The following is a 17801-nucleotide window of genomic DNA, read 5'->3' on the forward strand; positions in this document are numbered from 1 at the left end:
CGCGGAACGGGAACGGAGCGTGGACGTGGATGTGATCGCCGCCCTCCGCGGCGCGCTGCCCGGCCTGAGCGCGGCCGAGACGAAGGTGGCCGAGCGCATCCTCGCGGATCCGACGCTCGTGGTCGATCTCGCGATCACCGATCTCGCACGACTGTGCGGGACCTCCCTCTCCACGGTCGCCCGCTTCGCGCAGACGCTCGGCTTCTCGGGCTACCGCGAGCTGCGGGTGGAGTTCGCGCGTGCCGTCGCGGTGGCCCAGGCGGAGCACGAGAGGTTCGGGCTGGACGACACGCTGATCGACCTCCGCGACGACATCGAGACGGTCGCCGCGAAGATCGGCGCGCACGAGATCGGTGCGATCGAGCAGACCGTGCTCGCGGTCGACTTCGCGATGGTCGAACACGTCGCTGCCGCGATCGCGCGCGCCCCGCGGATACAGCTGTTCGGGCACGGCGCTTCGTCGCTCACCGCCCAGGACATGCAGTTCAAGCTCGCCCGCATCGGCTATGCGGCCACCCACTCCGGTGACCCGCATGTGGCCGTCGCCGGCGCGGCGCTGCTGGTAGAGGGCGACGTGGCGATCGCGATCTCGCACAGCGGGGAGACCGCGGAGACTCGGCGGTCGGCCGAGGTCGCCCGTGCCGCGGGCGCGCTGACCGTCGCGCTCACGAACGCCCCGAACTCTCCGCTTGACCGGGTCTGCGAGGTCGCCCTGCACACCAAGGCCAAGGAGGCGCCGCTGCGCATGGCGGCGATGTCGAGCCGCATCGCCCAGCTGGCTTTGCTCGACGTCCTCTTCGTGCGCGTCGTCCAGCATCGTGGCGAGTCCGTGAACGAGCCGCTCCGGGCGACCAGACGCGCCGTCATCGGTCGCTGACGCCTCCGGGCGCCGGCCGTTCTCAGTCGACGTGGTCGCGGGTGGTCGCCAGGGCACGGGCCGCGAGGCGATGGGCGCGGGCGAGGCATCCCGCGAGGGAGAGCTCGGCCAGCACGCCGGCGAGGAATCCCGCGGCGAAGGCGTCGCCCCCGCCGATCGTCTCGACGACGGGCGTCTCGACGGCCGCCGCCTCTGTCCGTTCCTGTCCGTCGAAGGCCACCGCGCCGTCGTCACGCGTGACGACGAGATGGCGGGGCGCGGAGAACATCTCCCTGAGACGATCCGGGTCGCCGGTCCCCAGGAGCTGTTCCGCGTCGGCGGCGCTGCACTGGACGATGTCCGCTGTGGCCATGTACCGGCCGAGCACGGCGCGAGCCTCGTCTCGTCGCCCGTGCCAGAGAGCAGGACGCCAGTTCAGGTCGAAGCTCAGGCGCCAGGCGCGGTCGGCGGCGAAGAGGACGTCCTGCGCCGCGCGCGCACCGGGGGAGAGCGCGGGAGTGATCCCCGTCGTGTGGACGAGCGCCGCCTCGGAGAGCACGCGTGCCGCCGCTGGCGCGCGGAGCGACTCGGGCGAGAGGGCCGTGGCCGCCGAGCCCGCCCGGTAGTAGTGCATCAGGCCGTCGACGGAGCCGTCCTTGCGCGCCGTGAGCTCCTTGACGTAGAGGCCGGTCGGCGCCGTGGCGTCCCTCTCCACGGCGGTGGCGTCGACCCCGTGGGTCTCGAGCTCAGCGAGGAGGAAGCGGCCGAAGCCGTCGTCGCCGACCCGCGACACGACGGCCGCGCGGGTGCCCGCCGTGGCCAGGGCGATCGCGACGTTCCACTCGGCTCCGGCGAGCGAGCGGTGGAAGGCGCGGCAGTTCTCGAGGGGGCCGGCCGTCGTCGGGACGAGCGCGATCAGGCCCTCCCCGAAGCAGGCGACCAGAGGAGTGTCGGGCACGTGGCGACCCTATCGGATCGTGGCCGTGGTCTGCCTGGGGCACGGATATACCCCACCGAAGAGGGAAGGTCAAGGATCGTGCTGGACATGTCCTGAAATCGGACGTATAGTTGATCGTTGCGCCTCGCTCCTCCCTGCCCTCATATGGTGGTCGGCAGTCGCCGCACGTCCCGCTTTCGCCGCGGTGGCCTTCCGTGCGGTCCGTGGGAAGGGGTGCACTCCACCTGACGACTGAGGAATCGAGACGCCCTTCGGGGCTCACGGAGGTTATTCCCTTGGCTGCTGCTCGCAACGCATCCACTTCCACCACCACCAAGAACGGACGCGGCGCATCCCGTCTCTCGTTCGCCAAGATCTCCGACACGCTGACGGTCCCCGACCTGCTCGCGCTGCAGACCGAGTCCTTCGACTGGCTCGTGGGCAACGAGGCGTGGAAGGCGCGCGTCGCCGAGGCCAAGAAGGTCGGCCGCAAGGACGTCTCCGACGTGAGCGGTCTCGAGGAGATCTTCGAGGAGATCTCTCCGATCGAGGACCTCAGCGAGACGATGCAGCTCTCGTTCACGAACCCGTACCTCGAGCCCGAGAAGTACTCGATCGAGGAGTGCAAGGAGCGTGGCAAGACCTACGCCGCGCCGCTGTACGTCGAGGCCGAGTTCATGAACCACCAGACCGGCGAGATCAAGACGCAGACGGTCTTCATGGGCGACTTCCCCCTGCAGACCGGCAAGGGCACCTTCATCATCAACGGCACCGAGCGCGTCGTCGTCTCGCAGCTGGTCCGTTCGCCGGGCGTCTACTTCGACAAGACGCCGGACAAGACCAGCGACAAGGACATCGTCTCGGCCCGTGTGATCCCCAGCCGTGGCGCCTGGCTCGAGTTCGAGATCGACAAGCGCGACCAGGTGGGCGTGCGCATCGACCGCAAGCGCAAGCAGTCGGTCACCGTCTTCCTCAAGGCGCTGGGCATGACCAGCGAGGAGATCCTGGCAGAGTTCGCCGGATTCCCCTCGATCGAGGAGACGCTGGCGAAGGACACGATCCTCACCAAGGAGGACGCGCTCCGCGACATCTACCGCAAGCTCCGTCCGGGCGAGCAGGTCGCCGCGGAGGCCGCCCGCGCGCTGCTGGACAACTTCTACTTCAACCCGAAGCGCTACGACCTCGCCAAGGTGGGTCGTTACAAGATCAACCAGAAGCTGGGCCTCGACCAGCCGCTCACCGACTCGGTGCTGACGGTCAAGGACATCGTCGAGACCATCAAGTACCTCGTCCGCGTCCACGCGGGCGTGGAGACCTTCGAGGGCGTCCGCGGCGGCAAGACGACGGAGATCCGACTTGCCGTCGACGACATCGACAACTTCGGCAACCGTCGCATCCGCGCGGTCGGCGAGCTCATCCAGAACCAGGTCCGCACCGGTCTCTCGCGCATGGAGCGTGTGGTCCGCGAGCGCATGACCACGCAGGACATCGAAGCGATCACGCCGCAGACGCTGATCAACGTCCGCCCCGTCGTCGCCGCGATCAAGGAGTTCTTCGGAACCTCGCAGCTGTCGCAGTTCATGGACCAGAACAACCCGCTCGCGGGTCTGACCCACAAGCGCCGCCTCTCGGCTCTCGGCCCCGGCGGCCTGTCCCGCGACCGCGCCGGCGTCGAGGTGCGCGACGTCCACCCCTCGCACTACGGCCGCATGTGCCCGATCGAGACGCCGGAAGGCCCGAACATCGGTCTGATCGGGTCGCTCGCGACCTTCGCGCGGATCAACTCCTTCGGGTTCATCGAGACCCCGTACCGCCGCGTCATCGACGGTGCGGTCACCGACCAGATCGACTACCTCACCGCCGCGGAGGAGACCGACTTCAACATCGCGCAGGCCAACGCGCCGCTGGATGCGAAGGGCCGCTTCACCGAGGAGCACGTGCTCGCTCGTCCCAAGGGCGGCAGCGGCGAGGTCGACCTGTTCCTGCCCGAGGAGATCGGCTACATCGACGTCTCGCCGCGCCAGATGGTTTCGGTGGCGACCTCTCTCGTGCCGTTCCTCGAGCACGACGACGCCCAGCGTGCGCTCATGGGCGCGAACATGCAGCGTCAGGCCGTGCCGCTGCTCCGCAGCGAGTCGCCGTTCGTCGGCACGGGCATGGAGGGCTACGCCGCGGTCGACGCCGGTGACGTGATCACCGCCGCCAAGGCCGGTGTCGTCAGCGAGGTCTCGGCCGACCGCGTCGTGGTCATGCTCGACGAGGGCGGCACGCAGGAGTACTACCTGCGCAAGTTCGACCGCTCGAACCACGGCACCAGCTACAACCAGAAGGTCGTCGTCAACGCCGGGGACCGCGTGGAGGTCGGCGAGGTCATCGCCGACGGTCCCGCGACCGAGAACGGCGAGCTCGCGCTCGGCAAGAACCTCCTCGTCGCGTTCATGACGTGGGAAGGCCACAACTTCGAGGACGCGATCATCCTCAGTCAGGACCTGGTGAAGGACGACACCCTCTCCTCGATCCACATCGAGGAGTACGAGGTCGACGCGCGCGACACGAAGCTCGGCAAGGAGGAGATCACCCGCGATCTCCCCAACGTCAGCCCCGAGCTGCTGAAGGACCTCGACGAGCGCGGCATCATCCGCATCGGCGCCGAGGTCCGTCCCGGCGACATCCTCGTGGGCAAGGTCACGCCGAAGGGCGAGACCGAGCTCAGCGCCGAGGAGCGCCTGCTCCGTGCGATCTTCAACGAGAAGAGCCGCGAGGTGCGCGACACCTCCCTCAAGGTGCCGCACGGCGAGCAGGGGACCGTCATCGCGGTCAAGGAGTTCAACGCCGAGGACGGTGACGACGAGCTCGGCTCCGGCGTCAACCGCCGCGTCGTGGTCTTCATCGCTCAGAAGCGCAAGATCACCGAGGGTGACAAGCTTGCCGGCCGTCACGGCAACAAGGGCGTCATCGCCAAGATCCTGCCGGTCGAGGACATGCCGTTCCTCGCCGACGGAACGCCGGTGGACGTCATCCTCAACCCGCTCGGCATCCCGGGCCGGATGAACTTCGGCCAGGTGCTCGAGACGCACCTCGGCTGGATCGCCAAGCAGGGCTGGAAGATCGAGGGCAACCCCGAGTGGGCCGTGCGCCTGCCCGAGGAAGCCTACGATGTCGCACCCGGCACCAAGGTCGCCACCCCGGTGTTCGACGGTGCGAGCGAGGAGGAGATCTCAGGGCTCCTCGACGTCACGCTCCCGACCCGCGACGGCGAGCGCCTGATCGACTCGAGTGGCAAGACCACGCTGTTCGACGGTCGCTCCGGCGAGCCGTTCCCTGGTCAGATCTCGGTGGGCTACATGTACATCCTGAAGCTCCACCACCTCGTGGACGACAAGATCCACGCACGCTCGACGGGCCCCTACTCGATGATCACCCAGCAGCCGCTCGGCGGTAAGGCTCAGTTCGGTGGCCAGCGCTTCGGTGAGATGGAGGTGTGGGCGCTCGAGGCCTACGGTGCCGCGTACGCGCTGCAGGAGCTCCTGACGATCAAGTCCGACGACATCCTCGGCCGCGTCAAGGTCTACGAGGCGATCGTCAAGGGCGAGAACATCCAGGAGCCGGGCATCCCCGAGTCGTTCAAGGTGCTCATGAAGGAGATGCAGTCGCTCTGCCTGAACGTCGAGGTGCTCTCGGCCGACGGCACGGCGGTCAACCTCCGCGACACCGACGACGAGGCGTTCCGGGCTGCGGAGGAGCTGGGGATCAACATCTCCAGCCGCTTCGAGTCCGCCTCGATCGACGAGATCTAAGCCAGAACCGATATCGGATCTTTTACACAGGAGAATCAGTGCTCGACGCAACGACTTTCGATGAGCTTCGCATCGGTCTGGCCACCGCAGACGACATCCGCCGGTGGTCTTACGGCGAGGTCAAGAAGCCCGAGACCATCAACTACCGCACGCTGAAGCCGGAGAAGGACGGCCTCTTCGGCGAGCAGATCTTCGGCCCCAGCCGCGACTGGGAGTGCGCCTGTGGCAAGTACAAGCGCGTCCGCTTCAAGGGCATCGTGTGCGAGCGATGCGGCGTGGAGGTCACCAAGAGCTCCGTTCGTCGTGAGCGCATGGGCCACATCGAGCTCGCCGCGCCCGTGACGCACATCTGGTACTTCAAGGGTGTGCCCTCTCGCCTCGGATACCTGCTCGACATGGCGCCGAAGGACCTGGAGAAGGTCATCTACTTCGCCGCCTACATGGTGATCTCGGTCGACGAGGACGCTCGTCATCGCGACCTCGCCACGCAGGAGAACAACATCCGTCTCGAGCTGAAGACGCTCGGCGACCGCCGCGACGCCAAGATCGCGGAGCGTCTGGCCAAGCTGGAGGAGGAGCTCGCCGCTCTCGAGGCGGAGGGCGCCAAGGCCGACGCCAAGAAGAAGGTCAAGGACGCCGCCGAGAAGGAGATGGCGCAGCTGCGCAAGGGCGCCGACGAGGCGATCCTCAAGCTCGAGCGTGTGTGGGAGGACTTCCGCACGCTCGAGGTGGGCGCGCTCCGTCCGGAGGACGACGTCTTCCACGAGCTGCAGGACCGTTTCGGCCAGTACTTCGAGGCGCACATGGGTGCCGAGGCGATCCAGAAGCGCCTGGCCGCCTTCGACCTGGCGGCGGAGGCCGACAAGCTGCACCTCCAGATCTCGGAGGGCAAGGGCCAGCGCAAGATCCGTGCGATCAAGCGCCTGAAGGTCGTCAACTCGTTCCTGGAGACGGGGATGAGCCCGGCCTCGATGGTCCTCGACGTCGTCCCGGTGATCCCGCCGGAGCTGCGTCCGATGGTGCAGCTGGACGGTGGCCGCTTCGCGACCTCCGATCTGAACGACCTGTACCGTCGCGTGATCAACCGCAACAACCGTCTGCGTCGCCTGATCGATCTCGGTGCCCCCGAGATCATCGTGAACAACGAGAAGCGGATGCTGCAGGAGGCCGTCGACGCGCTGTTCGACAACGGCCGTCGCGGTCGCCCCGTCACGGGCACCGGAAACCGCGCCCTGAAGTCCCTGAGCGACATGCTCAAGGGCAAGCAGGGTCGTTTCCGTCAGAACCTGCTCGGCAAGCGCGTGGACTACTCGGGACGTTCGGTGATCGTCGTGGGCCCGCAGCTCAAGCTGCACCAGTGCGGCCTGCCCAAGCAGATGGCCCTGGAGCTGTTCAAGCCTTTCGTGATCAAGCGCCTGATCGACCTCGGTCACTCGCAGAACATCAAGGCCGCCAAGCGTGCCGTCGAGCGTACCCGCGCCGAGGTGTGGGACGTGCTCGAGGAGATCATCCGCGAGCGCCCCGTGCTGCTCAACCGTGCTCCCACGCTGCACCGTCTCGGCATCCAGGCCTTCGAGCCGCAGCTGGTCGAGGGCAAGGCCATCCAGCTGCACCCGCTCGTCTGCGCCGCGTTCAACGCGGACTTCGACGGTGACCAGATGGCCGTGCACCTGCCGCTGTCGGTCGAGGCCCAGGCCGAGGCTCGCGTGCTGATGCTCGCGTCGAACAACATCCTCAAGCCGTCGGACGGCCGTCCGGTGACTCTGCCCTCGCAGGACATGATCATCGGCCTGCACCACCTGACCACGGTCAGGGAGGGCGCCACGGGCGAGGGACGCGCGTTCGGCTCGGTCTCTGAGGCGATCCTCGCGAAGGACGAGGGCACGCTCGACCTGCAGGCGAAGGTCCGGATCCGCATCCCGGGCCTGGCCTTCCTCGAGGGGGAGGCCCCGGAGGGATACGAGCGTCACGGTCTCGTCGACGCCTCGCTCGGCCAGGCGATCTTCAACGACGCGCTGCCGAAGGGCTACCCGTTCGTGCGCGAGGTCGCCGACAAGGGCAAGCTGTCTCAGATCGTCAACAAGCTGGCTGAGGAGTACCCCAAGGTCGAGACGGCGGCGACGCTGGACCGCATCAAGGACGCCGGCTTCTACTGGGCCACGCGTTCGGGCGTGACGGTCGCGCTGAGCGACATCCTCACCCCGCCGAACAAGGCCGAGATCGTCGCGGGCTACGAGAAGCAGGCGGCGAAGGTCCAGGCGCAGTACGAGAAGGGCCTCACGACCGACGCCGAGCGTCGTCAGGAGCTCATCAAGATCTGGACCGAGGCGACCGACGAGGTGCAGGCTGCGATGCGTGCGCACTTCCCGGAGGACAACACCATCAACCGCATGGTCTCCTCGGGAGCCCGTGGCAACTGGCTGCAGATCCGCAACATCGCGGGCATGCGCGGTCTGGTGAACAACCCGAAGGGCGAGATCATCCCCCGTCCGATCATCTCCTCGTACCGCGAGGGGCTGTCGGTGGCGGAGTACTTCATCGCCACGCACGGTACCCGTAAGGGTCTCGCCGACACCGCGCTCCGCACGGCGGACTCGGGGTACCTGACCCGTCGTCTGGTGGACGTCTCGCAGGACGTCATCATCCGCGAGGAGGACTGCGGCACGTCGAAGGGCCTGGAGCTGCCGATCGCGGCGCCCAACTCGGCCGGCGAGCTCGTGCGCGATGCGAACGTGGAGAACTCCGTGTTCGCGCGGACGCTTGCCTCCGACGTGGTGAACGAGGCGGGCGATGTGCTCGCGACCGCGGGCGAGGACGTCGGCGACGTGCTCATCGACAAGCTGGTCGGTGCGGGCGTGGAGACCATCAAGGTCCGCTCTGTGCTCACTTGCGACTCGGCCGTCGGCGTCTGCGCGCAGTGCTACGGCCGTTCGCTCGCGACCGGAAAGACCGTGGACATCGGCGAGGCCGTCGGCATCATCGCGGCCCAGTCGATCGGCGAGCCCGGCACCCAGCTGACGATGCGCACCTTCCACACCGGTGGGTCGGCCTCGGCGGACGACATCACCCAGGGTCTGCCCCGTGTGCAGGAGCTCTTCGAGGCGCGGACCCCGAAGGGTGCCTCCCCGATCGCCGAGGCCGACGGCCGCATCACGATCGAGGAGACCGACAAGCAGAAGAAGGTCATCCTCACGCCCGACAACGGTGACGAGCCCGTCGTCTACCCGGTGCTGAAGCGTGCGACCCTCCTCGTCGAGGACGGGCAGCATGTCACGGTGGGCCAGCCCCTGCAGGTCGGCACGCTCGACCCCAAGGAGGTCATGCGCGTCATGGGCGCCCGCGAGGTGCAGAAGTACCTCGTCGGCGGCGTGCAGGGCGTGTACCGCTCGCAGGGCGTGCCGATCCACGACAAGCACATCGAGGTCATCGTGCGCCAGATGCTGCGCAAGGTCACCGTCGTCGACCACGGCGACACGACCCTGCTCCCCGGCGAGATGGTGGACTTCCGTCGCTACCAGGACATCAACCGCGAGGCGGTGTCGTCGGGCAAGCGTCCGGCATCCGGTCGTCCCGAGCTGATGGGCATCACCAAGGCGTCGCTGGCGACGGAGTCCTGGCTGTCGGCCGCCTCCTTCCAGGAGACGACCCGCGTCCTCACGCAGGCCGCCATGGAAGGCAAGAGCGACCCGCTGGTCGGTCTCAAGGAGAACGTCATCATCGGAAAGCTCATCCCGGCCGGGACGGGGCTGCGTCGCTACCGCGACATCACGGTCGAGGCGACGGAGGAGGCCAAGAGCGAGCGCTACCCGAACCGGATCTTCGCATCCGACGGGGCGTACGCGGACGGCGACTTCGGCTACGTCGACTTCGACGCGTTCTCGACAGACGACATCACACCAGGCACCTACAACTGATCGAGAGGGGCTGAGCGGTCACGTTCGGCCCCCTCGATCGGAAGAACGGCGAAGGGCCCCGGGGAATATCCCCCGGGGCCCTTCGCCGTGTCCGGGCGGTCTGGGCGGGCGTCCGTTTTCTGCGAACGGGCAGACGCTTTGCGCAGCATTCCTGTCGGCATGGACGAGGATGACAGATCACCGGACAGACTGACGAGATGAACCCGAAGATGCACGCTCGATGAGCCTTCCCGTGCTGGTCCCGCACTCCGCGGGCAGCCCTCGCCCCCGGTCTTTTCCCGCCTACTCTCCGCGCTTGTGAAAGGAAACATACCGAGTCTTTCAGCTTCTGGTCGATTCCCCTTTCCATCGTCCGCCCTGAGAGCGCTTTCGCGTTTTATGGGGGAGATGAGCTCTTCCGACGGAGCATCGCTGCCTGGGGAGGCGATTTGGCGGGGGACCAGAAGGTGCGCGGAGAAGGTGACGCGCTGTCGCCGCGGAGAGCGGCTCGGTGAGCGTCGCGGCCTCGTTCGGGTGGCGGTCCCTCCTGGCTCCGGAGCGGTCCGTCGTGGAGGCGGAGGAGGCTCCCGGATTCGGGATGGCCAGGGTATGGATATCGAACGGGGAGTACGATTTCGTGCTCGACGGCGGTTCTCTCTACGTCGCACTGACCGTAGAGGGGTCGTTGCGCTATCGGCTCGGTGCCGAGGAATGGACGGTCGGGGCCAACGATCTCGTGGTCCTCCGAGGAGGGACGCGAGCCGTGGCCTCGTTCACGGAGCCGATCGTGGAGTTCCGGTGGCGCTTGACGTCGACGACCCTGTCGAGCCCGGCCTTCGCCCAGCTGGGCGAACGGCCGGTCGCGGTCAGCGGTCGCGCGCGCGACGCGCTGGTCTCGGTGACGAACTCGCTGCTGAACCACCGGCCCGCCGGCGCCTCCGCCGCTCTGCAGCGGTTCGGGTTCGGCGTCGAGGAGCTCATCGCGGCGGCGTTGCTCGACCGCCCCGCCTTCGACGGTTTCGAGACGGTCAACCAGGACGGTCTCCTCATCAGGGCGCAGGCGGCGATCGAGGAGAACTTCCGCGATCCGTCCTTCAATGTGGAGGCGCTCTCGGGCCTTTTGCATATCTCGGGGCCGACGCTGCACCGCCCTTACCAGAGGCTTGGCACGACGCCGAGGACGGAGCTCGAGCGCCGTCGGGTCAGAGAGGTCCTCAAGCATCTCCCCGACCGATCGGACATCAGTACGTCGGTCTTGGCGCAGACCGCCGAGTCCAGCGGATTCCGTTCGACCAGGCAGCTGCAGCGGGCGCTGAGGAGATTCCGCGAGGCGCAGGACGCCGTTTCACGGGAGCGACGGACGGGGCGACCGAAGACGTCTTCTGGACGATCGGTGTGCGGGCGATGCGCGATGAGGCACTCCCGGACAGCGGTCCAGGAGTGCCTCATCGTCGGGGCGTCAGGGTCGCCGGGTACCGATGCCGACGAAGAATCGGCGGGTGCCGAGACCATTGTCCGGGGCGGCGTTGAGCGTCGTGCCGTCGTTCTGGAGATAGGCACGCGCCCCGGTGTACTCGATGGTCCATCCCTGGACGTACCCGAGGGCGCCCGTCCAGGTGCTCTCCGTCCAGCTCTCCCCCCACACGTCCGCACGACGCAGATAGGTCGACGTCTGGATGGACCAGTCGAGCCGAACCACTCCGGTCGCGCCAGGGGCGAGGCTGACGGTGCCGTCCGCGTAGTACCGCCGGTAGGAGCGCCCGTTCTGCGTGTACTGCTCGCCCGTGGAGCTCGTCCACCCGGAGGCGCGCGGCACCGCGCGGACGAGGTGGGAAGGAAGGTCGAACTGGACGCGCACAGGACCGCTGAAGTGGCAGTCGGTCGGATTGCTGAACCGATAGTGGGCGAACATGACGGCGCCGTCGTCCGTGCCCGTCATGATCACCGGCGTGGAGGTCTGCGCCCCGTCGGTCGTGAGTCGGCCGTTCCAGCCTTGCGCCGAATCGCGGCGGAACTGCACGCTGTCCAGAGTGAGCGTCGACCCCGCGCATGGCACGGAAGCGGCGGCCCTCGGCGTGGCGGTCGCGGTGGCGATGACCGGGATGGTCCAGGCCGCTCCTCTCACAACGGTCCGGCGGGTAAGGAATCCCTTCCGGTCCGGCGGGCCCGAGCGTTCCTTCATCCTGATTCTCCTCTCGTCGGTGTGGACACGGACACTGTCCCAGGAGCGGCGTCCCTGGCCGCCGTGGGCCGCGAGAACGTGCAGAGAATGTCCTCGCCGCTGCCGAATTTGGGCGCAGTGACCTGGAGCGACGTAAACAGATCAGAAAACGACATCACTCCTCCGGGCGTCGTCGCACGATCGGTAAGTTTGCCTCCCTGCAAGAGAGGAGCAGCGAGGCGAGCAGATGACGCGCGACAGGGCGAACCCGAGGACGGCGACGGGCGAGCAGGCGGCCGAACGGTGCGACGACTTCGGGTGGATGCCGCGTGGTCCGATCGATCAGGCTCTGGTCGCCGACACGGTGCAGCATCCTCGGTTCGGAATCGGAAGGGCCTGGTCTCGGTTCGCCGGCTACGAGCTGGCCTCGTCCCCGGCGCTCGCCTACCTCGTGTACACCGTGGAAGGAGGGTTCGAGTTCGCGGTCGGAGGCGAGACCGTGGTGACGGACCCCGGCACGCTCCTCCTGCTCGATGGTGCGGTGCCCGTCACGACGAGGACGGTCGCGGAGACGGCGCGCTTCGTCTGGTATCTCACGCCGACCATCCTCCGCGCGGGGCGATCCCGGTTCCGCTACGGCGAGCCGGTCCGTCTGGAGAACGCTCCGCTCCGGGCGCTGTTGGCGACCACCAACTCGATTCTGAACACGGCGCCGCCCCCGGCCGGGGCGGCTCGACGACATCTGGGGATGGCCGTTGAGCACCTGGTGGCGGCCGCGCTGGACGACGCCCCGCCCGTGGATCGCCACGGCGATTCCCGCCACCGCGACGGGCTCTTCTCGGCAGCGCAGCTCACGATCGAGGAGAGCTTCCGCGACCCTTCCTTCGACCTCACCCGGCTTGCGAAGGAGCTCTCTGTCAGCATGCGTACGCTACACAGCACGTTCAGCCGGCTGGGGACCACACCGCGACGGGAGGTGGAACGGCGGCGTGTCGAGGAGGCGAGACGACTGGCCGAGGACCTCGGGCTTCGAGGCTCTGAGCTCGCCGAGCGCGCCGGGTTCTCGTCGACGAAGCGTCTCTCCCGTGCGCTGACGCGTACCGCGGGGACCCTCGCACACACGCTCCCCGACGCGTCGTCGTCCGCGGCGTCCTGAAACGTCGTCCGGCGGGATCCTCGCCGTACGCTTCGAACCCTTTCCTTGCGCCTTCGTGCCGTTTCTTTTCGTCGAGCCGTCCGCGCTCACGAAGCGGGGGAGCATGGCGGTCGGCCCGATACGTGGCCGCTGATCGCCCACACGACTCAAGGGGAGAGAAACTTGTCTGAGGAAAGCGTCATCGAAACGAGGGACATCCGTCGTCGCACGATCGTCAAGGGAGCAGCTTGGAGCGTTCCGGTCATCGCCGTCGCGGCCGCGCTGCCGTCAGCCGCGGCATCGGTTCAGGAGCTGACGCTGACGCTCGATCCCGACAGCACCTGCACCGCGATCGCCGCGAACGCGCGGGCGTCGTTCGGGGGCGCGCCGCTGGCGAACGAGCCGGTGACGGTCACCCTCTCGGGCGGGTATACGTTCGCCGGAGGCGCGGCCTCCTTCACGGGGACGACGGACGCGGACGGGAACGTCGTCGGCCTGCCGCTCATCCAGGTCCCGGCCGGCAGGGGCCCGGGAACCATCGCTGCCTCGGCGCGGGGTGCCACCAGCACCGCCGTGCCCCTCACCGCCCCCGCCACGGCGAGCTCCTACTGGCTGTATCCGGGACCGGTCGCCGCCGGGGCCGTGCCCCCGGGATCCAGGCCGCTGGTCGGCGGCTTCTTCCTCACCGGCGACGGGTGGATCATCGACGCCAACGGGAACCGTCTCCCCGCGCAGACCACTCCGATCCAGAACCCGGACGAGAACGCGGGCCGGATCCTCAGTCTCAACGGCAGCTGGCTGCTGCCCCTCCGTTTCAGCGACGGAACGATCGGCACTCTGGGAGCGGGCGGGATCATTCCGCAGCCTGTCGATGCCGTGCCGCTCTACGGTGGGTGGTTCCTGCAGGGCACCACCATCATCGAGGGGATCGGCGGGCAGACGGTCGCGACCGACATCGCCGAGAGCGGCCAGCCGCTCGCCACCGGCCCGAACTTCATCCTTCCGGTCAGGAAGACCGACGGCGAGCTCGGCTGGTGGACGAACAGCCCGGGCCCGGGCGCGGTCTACCTGACGGCGCACGCGAACGTCCCTGCCAGCGCCGAACCGTTCTTCGGCGCCTGGTTCCGCGGCGCTGACGGGAGGCTCTACGACGGCACGACCGGTCAGATCGTGAGGGTCTTCAACCCGGCGCCGACGATCACCGACGCGAAGCCGGTCGACACGGCAGGCTACGCCTTCCAGACGGGCAACGGGTGGGCTCTGCCGGTGAAGAACATGGACGGCACCTACGGATGGATCGGCGGGTCCGCCAACGGCGTCGCGTACGCCGAGGCGAACGTGGCCGCCGGATCGACCCCGGAGTACGGCGCCTGGTTCCTTCAGCCCGACCGGACCCTCTACGACGCCACGACAGGAACCGTCATCGGCAGTGAGATCAAGGAGATCGGCCAGCCCTACGACAACGGAAGCGGCTTCCTGCTGCCGGTCGAGCGCGACACCGCCTGCTGACCTCGACCGTCGCGGATCGGGGGCGCCGTCACGGTGTGGGGACACCGTGACGGCAGGCGATGCGCACACGTCGGCCGGAGCGAAGGGCCTCGGGATCCTCCGGGGCCCTTCGCTCCACCCGAGGGAACTCCGCGCGGTGTAGCCTGATCGCGTCCTCCGAAGGGAGCGCGATGAAGCCTCAGGTCGTGGTGCTCGGCGCGGCCCGCATGGACGAGATCCGGGACCGCCGCGGCCTTCTCGAAACGCCGGCGGGGGCCGGGATCGATGCCGCCGCGCTTCTTGCGCGTCGTGGCATACATTCGGCGCTCCTCGCCGCGGTGGCCGATGACGCCGACGGTCGTCGGATTCGCGCGATGCTCGCCGATCTGCGAGTCCGTCTCCTGACACTCGACGCGCCGGAGGGCACGCTCCGCCGTCGGGTCATCGTCGGAGGAGCGGAGCCGGCCATCCGTTGGGAAGGAACACCGATGCCCTGGACGGACGCGGCGGGAGAGGAACGCAGCGCGGCTGCGATCGCCGCCGCGCTGGAGGGCGTGCGTGTCGTGGTCCGTGCCGAGCCGGAGGCCTGGAGGGCGCGTGTCCCGGACGGGGTGCACGTGACGATCGATCTCGGGGGTGCCGAGCCTCGGATCCGCGGCACGGCGATGGCTCCCGAGGATCGCATGCTCGCCGACGCAGTCCTGAGCGCGGTCGGAGAGGCACCGACCGACGCCGCAGGGCGGCTCGCGCGGAGTCTCCGGCGGATCGAGACCTAGGCCGTTGCCGTGGGTACGGCTTCCGCATCTGCCGGAGCGAACGGGAAGATGCGCCCCGCAACCCGAGCGCGTCATCAGCCGCCCGGAGGCCGACGGGGAGACGGATCCGTCGATTTCCGGTGGCCGGTCCCGGCGAGTATGATGAATAATCGCGCCCCCGGTCGGCTGAGAAAGTGGGACGGGTGTGCACTGGCAAGTTGCCCGAGCGGCCAAAGGGAGCTGACTGTAAATCAGCCGCGTTATGCTTCGGGGGTTCGAATCCCTCACTTGCCACCACCGCGGGATTCCGCAGATATCTGAGGGGCCCCGACCGATCACCTGTCAGGGCCTCTCAGTCTTCTGTCCCCGTCCGGCTGTACGCGGGTTGCGCGGCATGGGCGGGACGGACACACTGGAAGCTCCGCGGCCGGGACCGGCATGGTCGGGTATCGAGAGGGGGCGCATGGACGCCATCATCTTTCTGCTGATCCTCGCGGCGGCGGTCATCGCGATCCGCGCACGGCGCACATGGCTCGTGCTCGCCAGCACGGGTGTGGCCTTTGCGGCGGCGACGGCATTGTTCCTGCATCACGCGACCGACGCTCTGGGGGTGAGTCTGTGAGCACCGTTCCTGTCGTCGATGAGATGCAAGAGGCGAGCGAGACGACGGCTCCGCGCCTCATACAGATCCTGTCGTTCTGGGCCCACGTCGGATTCATCGCCGCGTATCTCGGGATCCTCTCCACGGCGATGTTCTGGTTCCAGTTCGCGTTGGCGGAGTATCCGTGCCCGCTGTGCATCCTGCAACGCATGGCGATGATGCTCGTCGTCATCGGGCCGATCCTCGTCGTGTCGCAGACGCTGCGCGGACGGGGGAACCTGGGCATCCTCGCGACCGGTACGGGGATCTCGATCCTCGGTGCCGTGCTCGGTCTGACCATGTCCGGCCGGCAGGTGCTTCTGCACATCGCTCCCGGCGACGAGGGCTACGGCACGGCGGTGCTCGGCATGCACCTCTACACCTGGGCGCTGGTGTCGTTCCTGGTGGTGCTCGTGTTCTGTGGTGTGGTGCTCGCCGGCAGTCGCTGGCTGGTGCCGGTCGCCCCCCGCAGCCGCACGCTGCGGTTCGTCGCCTGGGCGGTGATCTGGCTGTTCGTCGCGACGATCGGGATCAACGCCGTCGTCGTCTTCGCCGAGGCCGGCTGGAACCTCTACCTCCCGGACAACCCCACCGGGTACCGACTCTTCGGCGATTGAGCCGCACCCCGGCGTGTACGGACGGCGCGGTCGACGCCGGCCACACCAGGGCAGAGTGTCTTCCCTAGACTGAGGCGCGCGGGGGCCACCGAAGAGTTGCGCAGGGAGAGCGATGTGACGAGCGGCATCGACACCGCACCGTTCGCGATCGCGCTCGGCGACGCGATCGCCGCAAGCGGCTATTCGCTCGCCGCCTTGCACCGGCGCCTCCGGGATGTCGGCAGCCCGGTGTCGGTGTCGACGCTGAGCTATTGGCGCTCCGGGGCACGCCGACCCGAGGGCGCGCAGTCCTCCGTCGCGCTCGCCGAGCTCGAGCGGATCCTCTCTCTCGAACCGGGGGCGCTCACGTCGTTGACGGGGGCGACGCGTCGACCGGGACAGGCGCCCGGCCTCGGCTCCGCCTTCAGCGACGAGTACGAGACGACCATGGCGGAGGTGCTCGCCGCGCTCGCCGCGGATCCTGCCGAGCATCTGCGCGAGCTCTCGTCGAGCACGGTGGCGTTCGTCGGCGAGGATGGCGCGTTGAGAGAGTTCAGGACGCGCTGCCTGGTGCAGGCCACGACGAGGAGCGTCCGGTCGGTCGCGGTCGCGGTTCCCGTCGAGGAAAGCGCGAAGGACGTTCCTCGGATCGTCGCGATCGGAGGTGTCCGTGTCGCGGCCCAGATCGTGCATCCCAGCCGGACCATGATCGGCGCGCGCCTCGAGCTGGACGCACCGGTCGACGCTCCTGCGACGACGGTGTTCGAGTTCGGGGTCGTCCTCCCGGAGGGGTATCCGCCCCAGTTCGCGGTCGGGCACGGCGCGCGGCGGAGGGCGTCGGAGATGGTCGTCTGGGTGCAGTTCGCGCCGGAGAGGGTGCCGGACTGGGTGGCCGAGTTCGATGAGGACGAGAACGGCGAGCGCGAACTCGCCCGGCGGAGGCCGGACGGCCCCGGCGTTCATGTCATCCGGCGACGCTTCGGCCCCGGCTACTTCGGTCTGACCTGGGGATACGACGACGAGGAGCCAGAGCGAGGCAGGTGAAGCGCCCTCAGCGCGTCCGCGACTCGCCTGCGCGACGGAGGACGTGCGCGACGAGCTCCACGCGGGAACGAGCGCCGGTCTTGCGCAGCAGGCTGGTGACGTGGACCTCGACGGTCCGAGGCGAGATGCCGAGGATGTCGCCGACCTCCTGGTTCTTCTTGCCCATGAGCAGGAGGTCCAGGATCTCCTGCTGTCGAGCGCTGAGCCCCGGCTCCACAAGGCGTTCGAGACCCCGCTCCGAGGACGCGGCGCCCGCTGCCACCACCTGCGCGGCGATCGAGGAATACGGCGATCGCGCCGCTGTCGAGAGGGGGACCGGGAGGGGAGCGTGCGGCACGCCGGCGTCCGCTCCGGTCAAGGCGTTCGCGAGCTCCTTCCCATCGAGCGCCCCCCGGACGAGCAGGCTGGAGACCTGGGCGGAGAGTCGGGGGGGGGGGGGGGGGGGGGGGGGCGCGGGGGGGGGGGGGGGGCCCCCCGGGGGGGGGGGGGGGGCCCGGGG

General features: G+C 68.5%; 13 protein-coding genes and 1 tRNA gene. 10 read left to right on the forward strand and 4 right to left on the reverse strand.

Annotation, left to right across the window (positions count from 1 at the left end):
• The first annotated feature begins 19 nt into the window (after nucleotides 1-19).
• Nucleotides 20-877 (forward strand): MurR/RpiR family transcriptional regulator, encoded by an 858-nt coding sequence (locus ACP15J_RS07350; protein ID WP_424980901.1) that lies wholly within the window; start codon nucleotides 20-22, stop codon nucleotides 875-877.
• 22 nt (nucleotides 878-899) lie between these two features.
• Here the strand turns inward: ACP15J_RS07350 and ACP15J_RS07355 are convergent, their stop codons facing one another.
• On the reverse strand, nucleotides 900-1814 hold the full coding sequence (locus ACP15J_RS07355) for a sugar kinase (protein WP_424936364.1): 915 nt from the start codon (nucleotides 1812-1814) through the stop codon (nucleotides 900-902).
• Nucleotides 1815-2089: 275 nt separating this feature from the next.
• On the opposite strand from ACP15J_RS07355, the gene ACP15J_RS07360 reads away from it, so the two are divergent.
• Both ACP15J_RS07360 and rpoC read left to right on the forward strand, forming a co-directional pair.
• The gene (locus ACP15J_RS07360; RefSeq protein ID WP_424980902.1) at nucleotides 2090-5590 is read left to right on the forward strand and encodes a DNA-directed RNA polymerase subunit beta; all 3501 of its coding nucleotides are present in this window, start codon (nucleotides 2090-2092) and stop codon (nucleotides 5588-5590) included.
• Nucleotides 5591-5628: 38 nt separating this feature from the next.
• Nucleotides 5629-9504: a DNA-directed RNA polymerase subunit beta' gene (rpoC, locus tag ACP15J_RS07365; RefSeq protein WP_424936366.1), complete on the forward strand. Its 3876-nt coding sequence runs from the start codon at nucleotides 5629-5631 to the stop codon at nucleotides 9502-9504.
• Between the two features lie 669 nt (nucleotides 9505-10173).
• Here rpoC and ACP15J_RS07370 read toward each other — a convergent pair.
• The gene (locus ACP15J_RS07370) at nucleotides 10174-10515 is read right to left on the reverse strand and encodes a hypothetical protein (protein WP_424936367.1); all 342 of its coding nucleotides are present in this window, start codon (nucleotides 10513-10515) and stop codon (nucleotides 10174-10176) included.
• Nucleotides 10516-10942: 427 nt separating this feature from the next.
• Nucleotides 10943-11665: a hypothetical protein gene (locus ACP15J_RS07375; RefSeq protein ID WP_424936368.1), complete on the reverse strand. Its 723-nt coding sequence runs from the start codon at nucleotides 11663-11665 to the stop codon at nucleotides 10943-10945.
• A 226-nt stretch (nucleotides 11666-11891) separates the two neighbouring features.
• On the opposite strand from ACP15J_RS07375, the gene ACP15J_RS07380 reads away from it, so the two are divergent.
• The 7 genes from ACP15J_RS07380 to ACP15J_RS07410 all read left to right on the forward strand — a co-directional run bounded on the left by ACP15J_RS07380 (nucleotide 11892) and on the right by ACP15J_RS07410 (nucleotide 17302).
• On the forward strand, nucleotides 11892-12800 hold the full coding sequence (locus ACP15J_RS07380) for a helix-turn-helix domain-containing protein (RefSeq protein WP_424936369.1): 909 nt from the start codon (nucleotides 11892-11894) through the stop codon (nucleotides 12798-12800).
• Between the two features lie 162 nt (nucleotides 12801-12962).
• A complete protein-coding gene (locus tag ACP15J_RS07385; protein WP_424936370.1) occupies nucleotides 12963-14288 on the forward strand; it encodes a hypothetical protein in 1326 nt (441 codons plus the stop codon).
• A 170-nt stretch (nucleotides 14289-14458) separates the two neighbouring features.
• Nucleotides 14459-15043, forward strand: coding sequence for a hypothetical protein (locus ACP15J_RS07390; RefSeq protein ID WP_424936371.1), 585 nt, complete (start codon nucleotides 14459-14461; stop codon nucleotides 15041-15043).
• Nucleotides 15044-15234: 191 nt separating this feature from the next.
• A tRNA-Tyr gene (locus tag ACP15J_RS07395) sits at nucleotides 15235-15319 on the forward strand.
• Between the two features lie 166 nt (nucleotides 15320-15485).
• A complete protein-coding gene (locus ACP15J_RS07400; RefSeq protein ID WP_197220557.1) occupies nucleotides 15486-15644 on the forward strand; it encodes a DUF5993 family protein in 159 nt (52 codons plus the stop codon).
• A complete protein-coding gene (locus ACP15J_RS07405) occupies nucleotides 15641-16279 on the forward strand; it encodes a disulfide bond formation protein B (RefSeq protein WP_424936372.1) in 639 nt (212 codons plus the stop codon). Before ACP15J_RS07400 ends, ACP15J_RS07405 begins: the two co-directional genes overlap by 4 nt.
• Nucleotides 16280-16393: 114 nt before the next feature.
• Complete coding sequence (locus ACP15J_RS07410; protein WP_424936373.1) at nucleotides 16394-17302, forward strand: hypothetical protein; 909 nt, start codon at nucleotides 16394-16396, stop codon at nucleotides 17300-17302.
• 7 nt (nucleotides 17303-17309) lie between these two features.
• Here ACP15J_RS07410 and ACP15J_RS07415 read toward each other — a convergent pair whose 3' ends face one another.
• Nucleotides 17310-17660 (reverse strand): helix-turn-helix domain-containing protein, encoded by a 351-nt coding sequence (locus tag ACP15J_RS07415; protein WP_424936374.1) that lies wholly within the window; start codon nucleotides 17658-17660, stop codon nucleotides 17310-17312.
• Nucleotides 17661-17801: the final 141 nt, after the last annotated feature.

Source organism: Microbacterium sp. S308A+ (assembly GCF_049800815.1).
GTDB lineage: Bacteria > Actinomycetota > Actinomycetes > Actinomycetales > Microbacteriaceae > Microbacterium.

Bases quoted from the DNA above. Each gene is read 5' to 3' on its own strand.
- ACP15J_RS07375 (WP_424936368.1), bottom strand. From the start codon at position 11,665: ATGAAGGAACGCTCGGGCCCGCCGGACCGGAAGGGATTCCTTACCCGC.
- ACP15J_RS07380 (WP_424936369.1), top strand. From the start codon at position 11,892: ATGACGCGCGACAGGGCGAACCCGAGGACGGCGACGGGCGAGCAGGCG.
- ACP15J_RS07390 (WP_424936371.1), top strand. From the start codon at position 14,459: ATGAAGCCTCAGGTCGTGGTGCTCGGCGCGGCCCGCATGGACGAGATC.
- ACP15J_RS07400 (WP_197220557.1), top strand. From the start codon at position 15,486: ATGGACGCCATCATCTTTCTGCTGATCCTCGCGGCGGCGGTCATCGCG.